This is a genomic window from Sphingobium cupriresistens LL01, assembly GCF_001046645.1.
GTDB lineage: Bacteria > Pseudomonadota > Alphaproteobacteria > Sphingomonadales > Sphingomonadaceae > Sphingobium > Sphingobium cupriresistens.
The window spans coordinates 516,538-532,012 of sequence record NZ_KQ130435.1 but is presented as its reverse complement, the minus strand read 5'-3'; the positions used below and the strand labels follow the sequence as shown (position 1 = coordinate 532,012).

18 protein-coding genes are annotated in these 15,475 nt (G+C 65.1%); 6 read left to right on the top strand and 12 right to left on the bottom strand.

The window, feature by feature from the left end; translation table 11 throughout:
* Positions 1–54 precede the first annotated feature (54 nt).
* Genes V473_RS15670 through htpX form a run of 4 tightly spaced genes read right to left on the bottom strand, consistent with a single transcriptional unit; the run spans position 55 to position 3,150 of the window.
* Positions 55–546: a diguanylate cyclase gene (locus tag V473_RS15670; protein WP_066606917.1), complete on the bottom strand. Its 492-nt coding sequence runs from the start codon at positions 544–546 to the stop codon at positions 55–57.
* Positions 547–597: 51 nt separating this feature from the next.
* Entirely contained in the window at positions 598–1,890 is a 1,293-nt protein-coding gene (locus V473_RS15665; RefSeq protein ID WP_066606915.1) for an RsmB/NOP family class I SAM-dependent RNA methyltransferase, read from the bottom strand.
* Positions 1,891–1,915: 25 nt separating this feature from the next.
* The gene (locus V473_RS15660; RefSeq protein ID WP_066606905.1) at positions 1,916–2,221 is read right to left on the bottom strand and encodes a hypothetical protein; all 306 of its coding nucleotides are present in this window, start codon (positions 2,219–2,221) and stop codon (positions 1,916–1,918) included.
* Positions 2,221–3,150, bottom strand: coding sequence for a zinc metalloprotease HtpX (htpX, locus tag V473_RS15655; protein ID WP_201785532.1), 930 nt, complete (start codon positions 3,148–3,150; stop codon positions 2,221–2,223). The genes V473_RS15660 and htpX overlap by 1 nt, the downstream gene beginning before the upstream one ends.
* 88 nt (positions 3,151–3,238) lie before the next feature.
* Between htpX and V473_RS15650 the strand changes: the two genes are divergently transcribed.
* From V473_RS15650 to istB, 5 genes are all read left to right on the top strand, one after another.
* On the top strand, positions 3,239–3,412 hold the full coding sequence (locus V473_RS15650) for a DUF1674 domain-containing protein (protein ID WP_082679177.1): 174 nt from the start codon (positions 3,239–3,241) through the stop codon (positions 3,410–3,412).
* A 199-nt stretch (positions 3,413–3,611) separates the two neighbouring features.
* Entirely contained in the window at positions 3,612–4,040 is a 429-nt protein-coding gene (locus V473_RS15645) for a hypothetical protein (RefSeq protein WP_066607502.1), read from the top strand.
* A 169-nt stretch (positions 4,041–4,209) separates the two neighbouring features.
* Positions 4,210–5,085: a UTP--glucose-1-phosphate uridylyltransferase gene (locus V473_RS15640; protein ID WP_066606899.1), complete on the top strand. Its 876-nt coding sequence runs from the start codon at positions 4,210–4,212 to the stop codon at positions 5,083–5,085.
* A gap of 223 nt (positions 5,086–5,308) precedes the next feature.
* Positions 5,309–6,823 carry an IS21 family transposase gene (istA, locus tag V473_RS15635; protein WP_041378971.1) on the top strand — a complete coding sequence of 505 codons (1,515 nt, stop codon included), beginning with the start codon at positions 5,309–5,311 and terminating at the stop codon, positions 6,821–6,823.
* A complete protein-coding gene (gene istB / locus V473_RS15630; RefSeq protein ID WP_011950403.1) occupies positions 6,810–7,538 on the top strand; it encodes an IS21-like element helper ATPase IstB in 729 nt (242 codons plus the stop codon). Before istA ends, istB begins: the two co-directional genes overlap by 14 nt.
* Positions 7,539–7,607: 69 nt before the next feature.
* Here the strand turns inward: istB and V473_RS15625 are convergent, their stop codons facing one another.
* The 6 genes from V473_RS15625 to V473_RS15605 form a co-directional block, all read right to left on the bottom strand.
* Positions 7,608–8,138, bottom strand: coding sequence for a hypothetical protein (locus tag V473_RS15625; protein WP_066606896.1), 531 nt, complete (start codon positions 8,136–8,138; stop codon positions 7,608–7,610).
* Between the two features lie 48 nt (positions 8,139–8,186).
* Complete coding sequence (locus V473_RS23655) at positions 8,187–8,558, bottom strand: hypothetical protein (protein ID WP_148648421.1); 372 nt, start codon at positions 8,556–8,558, stop codon at positions 8,187–8,189.
* A 450-nt stretch (positions 8,559–9,008) separates the two neighbouring features.
* Positions 9,009–9,572 carry a single-stranded DNA-binding protein gene (gene ssb, locus V473_RS15620; RefSeq protein WP_066606892.1) on the bottom strand — a complete coding sequence of 188 codons (564 nt, stop codon included), beginning with the start codon at positions 9,570–9,572 and terminating at the stop codon, positions 9,009–9,011.
* Positions 9,573–9,599: 27 nt separating this feature from the next.
* Entirely contained in the window at positions 9,600–11,456 is a 1,857-nt protein-coding gene (feoB, locus tag V473_RS15615) for a ferrous iron transporter B (RefSeq protein WP_066606889.1), read from the bottom strand.
* Positions 11,453–11,722: a FeoA family protein gene (locus V473_RS15610; RefSeq protein WP_066606886.1), complete on the bottom strand. Its 270-nt coding sequence runs from the start codon at positions 11,720–11,722 to the stop codon at positions 11,453–11,455. Before V473_RS15610 ends, feoB begins: the two co-directional genes overlap by 4 nt.
* Before the next feature lie 82 nt (positions 11,723–11,804).
* Positions 11,805–12,467: a COQ9 family protein gene (locus V473_RS15605; protein ID WP_066606884.1), complete on the bottom strand. Its 663-nt coding sequence runs from the start codon at positions 12,465–12,467 to the stop codon at positions 11,805–11,807.
* 140 nt (positions 12,468–12,607) lie between these two features.
* On the opposite strand from V473_RS15605, the gene V473_RS15600 reads away from it, so the two are divergent.
* Positions 12,608–13,702 (top strand): alkene reductase, encoded by a 1,095-nt coding sequence (locus V473_RS15600; protein ID WP_066606881.1) that lies wholly within the window; start codon positions 12,608–12,610, stop codon positions 13,700–13,702.
* Positions 13,703–13,746: 44 nt separating this feature from the next.
* Here the strand turns inward: V473_RS15600 and ribH are convergent, their stop codons facing one another.
* Both ribH and ribB read right to left on the bottom strand, forming a co-directional pair.
* Complete coding sequence (ribH, locus tag V473_RS15595; protein ID WP_066606879.1) at positions 13,747–14,169, bottom strand: 6,7-dimethyl-8-ribityllumazine synthase; 423 nt, start codon at positions 14,167–14,169, stop codon at positions 13,747–13,749.
* 12 nt (positions 14,170–14,181) lie between these two features.
* Positions 14,182–15,462, bottom strand: coding sequence for a 3,4-dihydroxy-2-butanone-4-phosphate synthase (gene ribB, locus V473_RS15590; RefSeq protein ID WP_066606876.1), 1,281 nt, complete (start codon positions 15,460–15,462; stop codon positions 14,182–14,184).
* Positions 15,463–15,475: the final 13 nt, after the last annotated feature.

Genomic DNA, 15,475 nt, shown 5'->3' with positions numbered 1-15,475 from the left:
GGAGGCGAGGGCAACGGACATTTGCAGGCGTGTCGCGATCTTCGTCCGCGCGGATCAGAGCATCACGAAAATCGTGGGGTCCAGCCGCTGCGACGCGGGCGCGCCGCGGGGCAGCAACTGCTTGACGCCATGCAGCCCGACCACGGCTCCGTCATCGTCCAGCACCGGCGCGGCGATCAGCCGCATCGCGCATTGGCCCGCGCCGTCGATCTGGTTGATATCGACGTCCAGCGTGAAGCCGCGCTTGTGGCGGATAGCGTAGGCGCGCAGTCGCTCCATCGCGTCGCGCGATTCCGGGGTGTAAAGCGACACGGACAGCGGCCGCGATACCGGGCTGTCCCGCTCCAGCCCGAATATGTCATAGACGCCGGCGGTCCAGTTGAGTGCATTGTCGGCCAGGTTGCAATGCCACAGCCCCAGCCCCCGTTCCGCCAGCGCCGCATCGTTGCGGGCGATGCTGGAATCGAGCAGCACCGGGGCAAGATGTTCCCGCAGGTCGTAGAGCGGCCAACTATGATTCAGAGGAAGAGGCTCGATCGGACGCACGGGGCACCTTTTACGCGGGGAAACCCTCTCTAAGCTGATCAAGGTTAAGGCTTAGTTCGCCCTCTTGGCAAGCCTGGCGATGAAAAATCCGTCCGCGCCGCCCTGCGCCGCCAGCGTGTCGGGCAATGTCCGCAGCCAGCCTTGTGTCGTGGGGGCGATGCCTTCGGGTGTTTCGCCAGCTTCGATCGGTAGCAGCGCGAAGTCGGGGTGGGCGGCCAGGAAGCGTTCGACCTGTTCTTCGCCCTCGGCCCGTTCCAGGGAGCAGGTGGCGTAGATGATGCGGCCGCCGGGCTTCAGCCAGTTGGCGGCGCGGGCCAACAGGGCGCTTTGCAATTCCGCCAGCTCTGCGATCTGGCGCGGGCCGATGCGGTGCAGCACATCGGGGTGGCGGCGATAAATGCCGGTCGCGGTGCAGGGCGCGTCGAGCAGGATCGCGTCCACCGGTGCGTCCGGCTCCCATGTCCGCAGATCGGCGGTCGTAACCTCGGCGGTCAGGCCGGTGCGGGCCAGATTTTCCGTCAGCCGCTCCAGCCGCTTGCTCGACTGGTCGATCGCGGTGACGCGCCAGCCGGCCGCGGCCAGTTGCATCGTCTTGCCGCCCGGCGCGGCGCACAGGTCCAGCACATGGCCGCCTTCGCCCGGCCCCAGCAGCCGCGCGGCGCAGGAAGCGGCGATATCCTGCACCCACCAGGCGCCGTCCGCAAAGCCGGGCAAGGCGGGTATGGCCGCGCTTTCGGACAGGCGGACATGGCCGGGCGCGAACGACGCGCCATCCAGTTCAGCTGTCCACTTCGCTGTCTCGGCCGGATCGCGCAGGCTGATGTCGACCGGCGGCCGGATCGCATAGGCATGGGCGGCGGCCTGCGGCATCGCCTCGCCCCATTGAGCGCTCCAGCGTTCGGCGACCTGCGCGGGCAGGGTGGGGGGCGAGGGCAGGGCGGGGTCGCCGCGCGTCACCGTGCCGAACACGCCATGGACCAGCTTGCGCGGCCCGCCATCGACCAGCGGCAGCGCCGTGGCGATGGCGGCATGGGCCGGGGTGTCGAGCACCAGCGTCTGGACGAGCGCGATGCGCAGCACCATCCGCGCCTTCGCATCCGGCGGCAAAATCTGCCTGGTCGCGCCGTCGATCAGCGCGTCGAGATCGGGCAGGTGGCGCAGCGTTTCGGCGGCGATCGCATGGACCAGCGCGCGGTCGGCGGGCGGCAGGCCCTGCGCCGCGCCATGCAGCGCCAGTTCCAGCGGATCGCCCCGGCGCAGCACCGCATCAAGCAGTTTGAGCGCCGCGCGACGGGCGGGAAGGCCGGGAACATCTTCGGGGCGGATTGCGGGACGGGGGGACATGAGCGGCCCCTACGCGCTTTCGCCCTCAAAGAAAATGGGAGACGCCAAAGCCCAGCCCCAGGAACAGCGCGATCCAGGACACTATGCCGACCCATAGCGCCAGCCAGTCCGACCGGCGTGGCTTGGGGCGGGCGCCCTTGGGCACCACCCGCAGGGAGGAGGGGATGCGTTTGGCGCCGAATGTCGCGACCGCAATAAACCGTCGCCCCACGCCATGAAAGAAGCGGGCGGTGTGGCGGGAAAAGATATGATTGACGGTCAGTTCCACGGCAAGGCCGCCGACCTGCCGAAACAGGAAGCCGGCCGCTTCACCGACAATCTCGTCCACCATCAGCGGCCGTGCGGGTCGAGCGCGCTGCGGCGGCGCGGGGGTGGCGCGGCCGGGGAGAGGGCGGAGGCGCGGGCCGCCGACGTCATTGCGGGCGCGCCCATCTGCGCCGCCATATCCTGCAAGGCGGCGATGCGCTTTTCCGTGGCGGGGTGGGTGGAGAAGAGTTCGCTGACATGGGTCGGCACGATATAAAGCTGCGCCGCGGCCGGATTGCGCTCCGCCACCGGATTGGGGATGCGCTGCGCCTGCCCGGCAATCTTGGCGAGGGCGGAGGCGAGGGCATGGGGATCGCCACTGATTTCCGCTCCGGCCCGGTCGGCGCCATATTCGCGGGTGCGGCTGATCGCCATCTGCACGATCATCGCGGCGAAGGGAGCGACGACCACCGCCATCAGGCTGGCGATCATATTGGCATGGCCGCTTTCCCGGTCGCCGCCGCGGAAGAACAGGCCGAAATTGGCCAGCATCGATATCGCGCCCGCGATCGTCGCGACCATCGTCATGATGAGGGTGTCGCGATTCTGCACATGGCCCAGTTCATGCGCCATAACGCCCGCCACCTCGTCGCGGCTCAACGTCGCCAGCAGGCCGCTGGTGGCGGCGACGGCGGCGTTTTGCGGGTTGCGCCCGGTTGCGAAGGCGTTGGGCGCGTCCTGGTCGATGATATAGACGCGCGGCATGGGAAGTTGCGCCCGCTGCGCCAGGTCACGCACCAGATTGTAGAAATCGGGGGCGCTTTGCGCATCGACCTCGCGCGCGTCATGCATCCGCAGCACGATCTTGTCGGCGTTCCAGAAGGTGAAGAGATTCATGCCCGCCGCCGCCAGCAGCGCGATCACCGCCCCGCCGCTGCCGCCCAGCGTATAGCCCAGCGCCATGAACAGCGCGGTCAGCGTCGCCAGCAGCATGGTCGTCTTCATGCCATTCACTTGCACTTGCCTCCTTGTCGGCCCAGATAGCCTGTCAGTCCTGAATATGGGGGTGATGTCGCCCCTTCGCAATCGAAAGGCCGCCACCATGGGAACCTTCAACGGCAAGCGCCCCGCACATGTGAAGCCGCCCGCGCACCTCTCCAAAAGCCCGCCGGTGCCGCAGCCCGATCCGCTGGACCAGCCCACGCCCCATGACGAGGCGATGAGTCCGGTCCGTTATGGCGATTGGGAACGGAAGGGCATCGCGATCGATTTCTGAGTTGGTTCTAAATCCTTGATCCTGCTGGCCCGTCTCGGCTCGCCGCCGATTTTGCACGGCTGCCGACGGCCCGTGCCGCCGCTGCGGGGAGCCAAGCGCCCCGCTCTGGCCTTTTCCCGCTCAAAGCCTGAAGCCTTGGGCCAAGAGGAGATATTGGGGCGTGGGCGTGCAATTGGTTTCTGACGTGAATGTGCGGGCGGTGTCGGATTATGCGCCGGAAGATGCGGCGCTGCTCTGCGCGGTCGGGCGGCTGGTGTGCGCCTGGACGATGTTGGAGCAGAGTCTGGAGGCGAAGATCGGGCTGTTGCGCGACGCCATGGGTGACGTGCGCACCGTGGGCGCCCGAACCCGGCCAAGCATGGCCAAGCTGATGACCGAATTGCGCACGATGGTGGCGATGCGCGACCGGCGCAACGCCAGCGCGCTGACCGAGATTTCCGCGATCGAGCGCGACATGCAGCGGATCGATCGCTTCCGCGCGCTCATCATCCAGGGTTTTCATCAGCCCGAATCAGGCGGTTTCACCTGTCGCGACAGCCGCAACAATATCCAGCACGTCGCGTTAGACCATCTCGATGGCGAAATCGCGGCGCTGGAAGGTGTCGCCAGCCGTCTTCTCGCCGTATAGGGCGGTGACCGGTCGGCCTTGATCGGTCGCGGCCCCTTCCATCTTAGTTTTTTGCGTCTTCGGCCGTTCCGCCGACGCTAGAATATGCTAACGCGCGCGCGACGCTTGACCTTTTTTGCACGGGCGGCAATCCAAGGCCCGATCGCGTCCGCGTGAAGGGGATTCCAACTTGACCAAGCCGATTCGTAAAGCCGTTTTTCCTGTCGCCGGCCTTGGCACGCGCTTCCTGCCCGCCACCAAGGCGGTGCCAAAGGAATTGTTGCCGGTGGTCGATCGCCCGCTGATCCAATATGCGGTGGACGAGGCGCGCGAAGCGGGGATCGAGCAGTTCATCTTCGTGACCGGTCGCGGCAAGGGCGCGATCGAGGATTATTTCGACATCGCCTTCGAATGCGAGACGTTGCAGCGCGAGCGCGGCAAGGATCTGTCGGCGCTGGAAGGGACGCGGCTCGATCCGGGCAATGCGGTGTTCCTGCGCCAGCAGGAATCGCTGGGTCTGGGCCACGCCATATGGGTGGCGCGCGACATAATCGGCGACGAACCCTTCGCCATCCTGCTGCCCGATGAATTTATGAAGGGCGCGCCGGGACAGGGGTGCATGAAGCAGATGGTCGACGCCTATGAGAAGGTCGGCGGCAATCTGGTCTGCGCGCTCGAAATTCCGATGGATCAGACGCCCAGCTATGGCGTGATCGATCCGGGCGCGCGCGACGGCGCGCTGACGGAGGTGAAGGGACTGGTCGAAAAGCCAAAGCTCGGCACCGCGCCGTCCAACCTGATCCTGCCGGGCCGCTACATCCTCCAGCCCGAAGTCATGAAGATCCTGGAAACGCAGGAAAAGGGCGCGGGCGGCGAAATCCAGCTGACCGATGCGATGGCGTCGCTGATCGGCAGCCAGCCCTTCCACGGCGTGACCTTCGACGGCCGCCGCTTCGACTGCGGGTCGAAGGCGGGCTATATCGAGGCCAATCTGGCGCTGGCGCTGGAGCGCGAGGATCTGGGCGCGCATATCCGCGCCTTCGCGACGGCGGAACTGGCCAGGTAAAGCGCGACGGAACAATGAAAAAGGGCGGCTCCCCATGGGAAGCCGCCCTTTTTCATATCTGTGACGCAAGCGCTCAAAATGGGTATTTCGGGGGAGATATGTAACTGTATGTGTGGATCGGCGTGCAAAAAGGACCCCGTTAGCGGGGTGATCGGCGTCTAAAAGGGACCCCTCATTTCGATGGTTTAAGCAGCCGGCTGGATTTTCAGGCGGCGAGATCGGGATGTTGATTTTGGAGACAGTGGTTCGGATTCGGCGCGAGTATGCCGGCGGCAAGGCGATCAAGGCGATCGCGCGGGATTTGCATGTGTCGCGGAAGGTGATCCGCAAGGCGATCCGGGCGCCGGAAGGCGCATTCGACTATCAGCGCAAGGTTCAGCCACTGCCTAGGATCGGGCCGTTTCAGGATCGCCTGAACACACTGCTGGAAGAGAACGAGGTGCGCGGCAGGCGCGAGCGACTGCGGATGACGCGGATACATGATCTGCTGGAGCGCGAAGGTTTTGAGGGTTCCTACGATGCCGTTCGGCGCTACGCGGCGCGCTGGAAGGCCGACCGGCGCAAGGATGCCGGCGATGGTGTCACCGCCTTCATCCCGCTGATGTTCAAGCCGGGCGAGGCCTACCAGTTCGACTGGAGCCATGAGGATGTGGAGATCGCCGGCAAGCCGATGCGCGTGAAGGTTGCGCATATGCGGCTGTGTGCATCGCGGGCGGTCTATGTCCGGGCCTATCCGCGCGAGAGTCAGGAGATGCTGTTCGACGCGCATGCGCGCGGCTTTGCTTTCTTCGGCGGCGTGCCGGGCCGCGGCATCTACGATAATATGAAGACGGCGGTGACGAGCGTGTTCACGGGGAAGGAGCGGGTCTTCAACCGGCGGTTCCTGATCATGACCGACCATTATATGGTCGAGCCCACCGCCTGCTCGCCGGCGGCGGGATGGGAGAAGGGCCAGGTCGAGAACCAGGTGCAGACGATCCGGGGCCGCTTCTTCCAACCCCGGTTGCGGTTCGCCAGCCTCGACGAGCTCAATGGCTGGCTGGAGGCCGAGTGCCAGCGCTGGGCGGAACGACAGGCACACCCGGAACAGGGCGAGCTGACCGTGGCGCAGGCGCTGGAGATCGAGCGATCGGCACTGCAGCCGATGCTGGGACCGTTCGACGGCTTTAACGAGAGCGAGCATGCGGTGACGGGCACCTGCCTGATCAGCTTCGATCGCAACCGCTACTCGGTTCTCTCGACGGTGGCGCGGCGGACGGTGCAGGTCCGGGCCTATGCCGACCGCATTGTCGTGCGCTGCGGCGAGGAGGTTGTCGCCGAGCATCCCCGCTACTTCGGGCGCAACCGCACGATCTATGACCCCTGGCATTATCTGCCGGTACTGGCCCGCAAGCCCGGAGCGCTGCGGAACGGCGCGCCCTTCCAGGACTGGGATCTGCCGCCGGCGCTGGCGCGCCTGCGCCGCAAGCTTGGCAATGGCGACGATGCCGACCGCCGGTTCGTCCGTGTGCTGTCGGCCGTGCTGACCGATGGTCTGGAGCCGGTCGAAGCGGCCGTCCGCGAGGCATTGGCGACCGGCACGGCGAGCGACGACCTGATCCTCAACATCCTGGCGCGGCGCCGCGAACCGCCGCGACCGCTCACCATCATCACCTCCGAAGACAGCGCCTTGCGCCATCCGCCGATCGCCGACTGCGCCCGTTACGACCAGCTGAGGACCTTCGATGCAGCGGCATGACATGATCGAGGCGATGCGCGGGCTTGGGCTCAAGGGCATGGCGGGCGCGTTCGACGATGCGGTCACCACCGGCCTTCAGCGCCAGCGCACCACGATGGAGATACTGACCGACCTTCTGCGCGCGGAAGCAACACATCGCCATGCTGCCTCGATCCGATACCGGATGGCGGCCGCCCGGCTGCCGGTCGTGAAGGATATCGATGCGTTCCGGTTCGAGGGCACGCCGATCAACGAGGGGCTGGTGCGTTCGCTGCACAGTGGCGCGTTCCTGCCCGCTCGGCGCAACATCGTCCTGGTCGGCGGCACGGGCACCGGCAAAACCCACCTGGCCATCGCCATCGCCGCCAATGTCGTTCGCTCGGGTGCGCGAGGCCGCTACTTCAACACCGTCGATCTGGTGACCCGCCTCGAAGAGGAGGCCAGGATCGGCAAGAGCGGCGCTCTCGCCGCCCAGCTATCCCGCCTCGACCTGATCGTGCTCGACGAACTGGGATATCTGCCGTTCGCCCGCTCGGGCGGCCAGTTGCTGTTCCACCTGATCAGCAAGCTCTACGAGCAGACCAGCGTCATCATCACCACCAACCTCGCGTTCGGCGAATGGCCCACCGTGTTCGGCGATCCCAAGATGACCACCGCGCTCCTTGATCGCGTCACCCACCATTGCGACATCGTCGAGACCGGCAATGACAGCTGGCGCTTCAAAAACCGCAGCTGATCGCCCCCACCGACCTCCGATTAAAAGATGCTTTGCGCTGCGCGCGCCTCCGGTCGGGCTCCGCCCTCCCTACGCCGCGCGCAGCGCAAAGGCGCGTGTCCGATCAACCTTGCGCCATCGTGAAAGGGGGTCCCTTTTGCGCGCCGATAGGGGGTCCCGTTTGCACGCCGATTGACAGGCCAGGCGATCACGCATGTTGATTGCTTGGCTCGGATCCGCTGCGCGGGCGATGTAGGGGGCTGCACGCCAGTTTGTGTACGCGAATGCCCAGTTCATCCGGTCCTGGTGTGTGTTCGCGGACACGATCCGAGGGACGATGGAATTTCCCAGGACACGTGGAGGCCGCTTACTTGAACGCAGCTTGTTCGAAAGAGCTTCCACCTCATCGGGGTAGAGGTAGGCACCGCCCATCACACGCTCGGCTAAATCAATGCCTCTCTCGTCCAGCCATTCGTGGAAGAGGCACAGAGCATCCAGTTCGCGTTCTGCACTATTTATCGATCGGTGGCGGTGATAGGTCGCACTGTACTTGCAGACGTGCGGATCCGGCATGCCGGTGGCACGGTCTATCATCAGGGCAAAGCGCTCACCGCTTTCCATTCGAATCGACCGGGTATGAAAGCGGCACGGCACCAGCGGAACGCCGATCTATTGGCCGCGCGTCCTGCTAATTGCCTCGATGATATCACCGCTACTCATGGGCGGCATGTAAATCGCGCAGCGGGCGGGATTGGCTGAATTCCCATCGGCGCGGCCCGGCGCGCACAACACCTCACAATGGTGCGCGACAGGCACCGCCACAAGGTATGAATAGTTCACGGTGGCGCTGATGGCGGATGTCTTAAATGCCACCTTTGCCGAAGCGATTGTAAGAGCAATATGTGCCTGCCTATAGTCTGAATAGCCATATTCACGCGCAGCTTCATCAAGGGCTCTTGCGTGCGCCATCCCGGTCTTTGCCTTCTTGCGTTTGGCAAGGCGCTTCAACGTATCCAGAATAGGGTATGAGGACTTCGGCATCGTACTCTCCGGCGCCTTCGGAGTGTTGCCCGCTCACACATCCCACGCCTTAAGTTCGAACCGAACATCCGTGAAAGCAGTGCCTTTCAGCTTCGCCAGTGCGGGCGGCAAGCTCCTGCGAGAGCATGTAGGCGAGTTAGCTTATTTGCTTGGCCGTGTAAACGAGTGTCCGATCAGCCCCAGAGGCTGCAGAATCAGCGTTTCGGAAGTAAGCTCGAAAAATAAGTTACCGCCTGATCCCCATCCGGGGCGAGGACGAGCGCTTCAAGAGAGGTGGGATCCCGCGTATCAGCGGTCCTTACCAAAAGAAAACGGGGCGACAGTTACAAAAACCGCCACCCCGAAAAATCGCCTGGCCGACTACGAAATTAGTTACAGGCCATAGTCGGCGAAATGCGTGATTTGCTCCTGCGCTGACGCGGCAGTTACAGAATCGCGCTATCCTCCAAGTCAGAACGGCACTTCATCGTCCAGGTCATTGTCGAAATTGGGGCTGCCCGCCCGGCTACCGCCCGATGCGCCGCCACCCTGCGAACGTCCGCCGCCAAAGCCGCCGCCGCCCGAAGAACCACCGCCGAAATCATCATAGCCGCCCGACGATGCGCCCCAGTCGCTCACGCCCTGCTGCGAACGGCCACCGCCACCCTGGCCGCCGCCGCCCGGCGCGCCGTCCAGCATGGTCAGCACCGCGCCCGGCCCCGACAGCGCGACTTCGGTCGTGTAGCGGTCATTGCCCGACTGGTCCTGCCATTTGCGGGTACGCAACTGGCCCTCAATATAGATTTTGCTGCCCTTGCGCAGGAAGCGCTCGGCCACACCGACCAGGCCTTCGCCGTTGATGACGACATTATGCCATTCGGTGCGCTCTTTTTTCTCCCCGGTCATCCGGTCTTTCCAGCTTTCGGACGTCGCGATGCGCAGATTGCAAATCTTGCCGCCATTCTGGAAGCTCTTGACCTCCGGGTCGGCGCCCAGATTGCCCACCAGAATGACCTTGTTGACAGACCCTGCCATGATTCCTCCGAAACTCTAAAGCCGCTCTTATAGACCCGCTGCGGTGGCGGTCCAGTAGGTGATGCCCGCCGCGACATAGGCCAGCGCAAACAGATATCCGACCATGAACAACGGCCATTTCCAGCCGTTCGTCTCGCGCCGGGTCACGGCGATAGTGGATATGCACTGGGGCGCGAAGATGAACCAGGCGAGGAAGGCAAGCGCGGTGGGCAGCGGCCACTGGTCCTTGAGCCGGTCGCCCAGGCTCCGTTCCAGCAGCGCCTCATCATCGCCCGCGTCGATCGAATAGACGGTGGCGAGCGCCGATACGGCCACTTCGCGCGCCGCCATCGCCGGGATCAGCGCCAGCGAGATGTCGCGGTTGAAGCCGATCGGCTCCAGTATGACGTTGAGGCCGCTGGCGATCCGGCCGGCGATCGAATGATCGACCTGGCTGGTGGGATCGCCGTCGGGCACGCGCGGGAAGCTCAGGAGCAGCCACAGGATCACGGTCGAGGTGAAGATGATCGTGCCCGCGCGCTTGAGGAAGATGACCGCGCGCTGCCACAGGCCGAGCAATATATCCTGCGGCCGGGGCCACTGATATTTGGGCATTTCCATCAGGAAGCCGCCGCTTGCGCCCTTGGTGACGGTCAGCCGCAGCAGCATCGCGACCAGCATCGCGCCGACGATGCCGGCCAGATAGAGGCAGAAAAGGACGAAGCCCTGAAGGCCCACGCCCGGCAACACGTCGCGCGCCGGAATGAATGCGCCGATGATGACGGCATAGACCGGCAGCCGCGCCGAGCAGGTCATCAGCGGCGCGATCAGGATCGTGGTCAGCCGATCGCGGGGGTCAGCGATGGTGCGCGTCGCCATGATGCCGGGAATGGCGCAGGCGAAAGAGGACAGGAGCGGGATGAAGGCGCGGCCTGAAAGGCCGACCTTGGCCATCAGCCCATCCATCAGGAAGGCGGCCCGGACCATATAGCCGGTCGCCTCCAGCATCAGGATGAAGAAGAAGAGAATCAGGATCTGGGGCAGAAACACCACCACCGATCCGACGCCGTTGATAACGCCATCGACCAGGAAGGATCGAACGATTCCGTCGGGCAGGGCGGCGCGCACGGCATTGGCGATCGCTTCGGCAAACCCCTCAATCATCGCGATCGGCGCTTCGGACCAGGCATAGACCGCCTGGAACATGACGAACAACAGGCCGAGCAGCAGGATAAGGCCGAAGACGGGATGCAGCGCCACCCGATCCACCGCGGCGGTCAGCCGGCGGGAGGGCGTTTCGCGCACGATGGCGGCGCGCGCGATGCGGCCCGCTTCCCTGCGCACCGCGTCGAAATCCTGCGCGGCGCCGGTGGGATAGGCCCGCGGCGCGCCGTTCAGCAGCCCTTCCAGTTCCTGCCGCAGATGGTCCAGGCCGCGCTTGCGCACCGCCACCGTCGATATCACCGGCACGCCCAGTTCGCGGGACAGTATCGCCGCGTCCAGTTCCAGCCCGTCGCGGGTGGCCAGATCGACCATGTTCAAGGCGACGATGGTCGGCAGACCAAGCGCCAGCAGTTCGAGCGCGAAGCGCAGATGATTGTCCAGATTGGCGGCATCGACCACGATCACCAGCGCGTCGGGCCGCTTTTCGCCGGTCTGCTGGCCCATCACGACGTCGCGGGTAACCTGTTCGTCGGGGCTGTTCGGATCGAGGCTGTAGGTGCCGGGCAGGTCGACCAGTTCGACCGGGCGGCCGTCGGACAGGGCCAGCCGCCCCGCCTTGCGCTCCACCGTGACGCCCGGATAATTGCCCAGCTTCTGTCGCGCGCCGGTCAGCGCGTTGAACAGCGCGCTCTTGCCCGCATTGGGATTGCCCACCAGCGCGACCAATGGCAGCGCGCTCATGCGTCCTGCTCCGGCCCAATGGCTTCCGGTCCGGTGCGCACCATCACTGCGGCGGCATGGTTGCGGCGCATCGCCACGGTCATGCGGCCGATCTTGCAGGCGATCGGCCCCTTGCCGAAAATCCCGCCATGGTGCAGCGCTTCGACGCTCGCGCCTTCGCACAGGCCAAATTCCCGCAACCGCTGCCCTTCGGACGGGGTGAGGACGGACCAGTCGATCAGGTCGACATAGGCGGGTTGGCGCAACGGCAGGTCGGTGAGACGCAAAGGGAGGATACTCGCGGGCTATTTCTGCGAGTGACTATCAATACCGATTGGGAAAGGCCAGAGCGAATCGCGCGCCGCCTATTCAGATCGCCGGGTAGCGCAAGCGGCCGATGAAGCGCGACAGGCTCAGTCGCTCGCCGCCGCCCGCGCCTTTGACCTTCGCCTTGAACTTTTCGAAACGCATCACATCCTCGATCCGACGGGCCAGGAAGGCGCGGCTGTCGGCATGGCCTTCGCTCTCGTCATCTACGAACACCAACAGGGTGGCGGCATAGAGGGCGGTCAGGGTGGTGCGTTTGCTGTAATGGGCAAAGTCGGTGGCGGTGTCGCCCGCCGCGCGCCACATGACGTCCGCCGCACGCCAACCCAGTTTCCCGGCGCGGACGGCATTGGTCGGCAGCGCCAGAATCGCGATCGCGCGGCGCAGCGCCTCCCGATCGGGCGCCAGCAGCGTCAGGCGCGCTTCGACCAGAGCGGTGATTTTCCGGCGGATCGACAGCGCCGCCAGTTCGTCCGCTGGCAGCGCCGCGACCATGCGCGCATCGATGCTGGCGAACCAGGCGTCGATCATGGCGATCGGGCCATCGGCGAAAGCGAGCGCTGCGATGTCCGCATCCACGCCCTTTTCCGCCGCGGCCATCGCCACAGCTTGCGGTCGCCAGCCGTCGAACGCGGCATGGCGCGCCAGCACCGGGGCCAATAGCGCGCGGATTTCGTCCAGGGTAAGGTCCGATGTTTCGCTCATGTCGTATATCTAGGCCCACGATCGCGGGCGCACAAGCGCCGGCCGGACGGAGCGGGGGTTGAACTCGACATGCCGGCTCCCTAGCTGGCGTTACGCATCAAGTCGCGTTGCAAATTGCAACTATGATTGAGGGAGATTCCATGACGACCCTGTTCGACCCCGTCCAGATCGGCGCCATTACCGCGCCAAACCGCATCCTGATGGCCCCGCTGACCCGCGGCCGGGCCACCCGCGACCATGTGCCCACCCCGATCATGGTCGATTATTATCGGCAACGCGCATCGGCCGGCGTCATCATCAGCGAAGCGACCGGCATTTCGCGCCAGGGGCTGGGCTGGCCCTATGCGCCGGGGATCTGGTCCGACGAGCAGGTCGCCGCATGGCGGCCCGTAACGCAAGCCGTCCATGACGCGGGCGGGCGGATCATCGTCCAGCTGTGGCATATGGGGCGTCAGGTGCACAGCGCCGTGACCGGCGAACAGCCGGTATCGTCCAGCGCGACCGCGACGGCGGGCGACGCCCACACCTATGAGGGCAAGGCGCCGTTCGAAACCGCCCGGCCGCTGGGCGTGGACGAGATTCCCGGCCTGATCGATACCTATGTTCGCGCCGCGCATAATGCGATTGCAGCCGGGTTCGACGGGGTGCAGATCCACGCCGCCAATGGCTATCTGATCGACCAGTTTTTGCGCGACAACGCCAATTTCCGCACCGACCAATATGGCGGAAGCGTCGAAAATCGTGTTCGCCTGTTGCGCGAAGTGACGCAGGCGGTGGTGGATGCGATCGGCGCGGACCGGGTATCGGTGCGCCTGTCCCCCAATGGCGATTCGCAGGGGGTGGATGACAGCGATCCCGCGCCGCTGTTCGCCCATGCCGCCGACGTGCTGGACGCGATCGGCATCGCATCGCTGGAATTGCGCGAACCGGGACCGGATGGCACTTTCGGTTCGACCGACGTGCCGCGCCAGTCGCCGCTGATCCGTCAGCATTTCAAGGGGCCGCTGATCCTGAACAGCGATTATGATTACGGCCGGGCGCAGGCGGATCTGGCCAGCGGCCTGGCCGACGCGATCAGCTTCGGCCGCCCGTTAATGGCCAATCCCGATCTGGTCGAACGGTTCCGCATCGGCGCGCCGCTCAACCCGACGCAGGAGATGGCGACGTGGTACGGGCCGGGCGAGACGGGCTATACCGACTATCCGACGCTGGCGCAGGCAAAGGCGGACGCCTGATCCAGTCGAAAAGGGGCTGCAAAAAAAAGCAGCCCCTTTTTTCATCACATGCCGAATCGATCGCGCAGGGCGAGCATGGCGATGGCCGCCTTGGCCGCCTCGCCGCCCTTGTCCTTTTCGGTCGGCTTGGCGCGGGTCAGCGCCTGGGCTTCATTCTCGACCGTCAATATGCCGTTGCCGATCGCGATCGCGTCCATGCTCAGCGCCATCAGGCCGCGGGCGCTTTCATTCGATACGACTTCGAAATGATAGGTTTCGCCGCGGATCACCACGCCGATGGCGATGAAGCCGTCATAACGGCCGCTTTCCGCCGCCAGCGCGATCGCGCCGGGGATTTCCAGCGCGCCCGGCACCGTCACCACCTCATATTTGTGGCCGGCCTCGTCCAGCGCGGCTTTGGCGCCTTCGATCAGCAGGTCGTTCAGATGGTCGTAAAAGCGGGCTTCGACGATCAGGAATTTTGCCATGATGATATGTCCTTACAGCTCGATCGGCCGTTGCCCAACCACGGCCAGGTCATAGCCGTCAAGCGCGATCAGGCTGTGGTGGCTGTTGGTCAGCAGGATCATGTCATGCACGCGCAGGTCCGCCAGGATCTGCGCGCCCGCGCCATAATTGCGCAATTCATCCATGTCGCCGGGCACGATGCCGGCATTATATTGCAGCATCCGGGTCAGCATGTCGGGTTCGTCGCCGCGCAGAATGACGATGATGCCGGCGCCTTCGTCCCCGATAATCTCCATGCAGCGCGGCAGCAGGCCCGTGCGCGCGCCCAGCTTGCCGAACGTGTCGCTCAGCGGCGACATCTGGTGCATCCGCACCAATGTCGGCTTGTCGGGATCGACATGGCCCTTCTGTAGCACCAGCTGCTCGGTCTGGGTCGCCTTGTTGTAGAAGCTGATCGCCTTCCAGTCGCCGCCCCAGCGGCTGTCGAACGTGGTTTCGGCGCGTCGCTCGATCATATGGTCGTGGCGGCGGCGATAGGCGATCAGGTCGCGGATCGTGCCGATCTTCATCTTGTGTTTCTGGGCGAAGGGGATGAGGTCGTCCAGGCGCGCCATCGTGCCGTCGTCCTTCATCACTTCGCAGATGACACCCGACGGGTTGAGGCCGGCCAGCCGCGCGACGTCCACCGCCGCCTCGGTATGGCCGGTGCGCACCAGCACGCCGCCATCCTTGGCGATCAGTGGGAAGACATGGCCGGGCGTTACGATATCGACCTTGCCCTTGGACCCGTCGATCGCCACGGACACGGTGCGGGCGCGGTCGGCCGCGCTGATCCCGGTGGTCACGCCCTCGCGCGCCTCGATCGACACGGTGAAGGCGGTTTCATGCCGGGTGCCGTTGTTGCGGCTCATCAGGTCCAGGCCCAGTTCCTCGGTCCGGCTCTTGGTCAGCGCCAGGCAGATGAGGCCGCGGCCGTGCGTGGCCATGAAATTGATCGCGTCGGGCGTCGCCATCTGCGCGGGGATCACCAGGTCCCCCTCATTCTCGCGATCCTCGTCGTCGACCAGGATGAACATGCGGCCGTTGCGGGCTTCGTTGATGATTTCTTCCGGGCTGGCGAGCGCGGTGCCGCCCTCGCGCTTGAGCAGGTAGGATTCCAGCTTGCCCAGCGTGTCGGCAGTCGGGTTCCAGTCGCTTTCGCCCAGCTTGCGCAGCGAATTGGCGTGCAGCCCGGCGGCGCGCGCCAGACCGGAACGGGACATGCCGCCGTCGGTGACGAGATTGCGGACGGTATCGATAAGGGCAGAGGACATGGAACGACTCCTT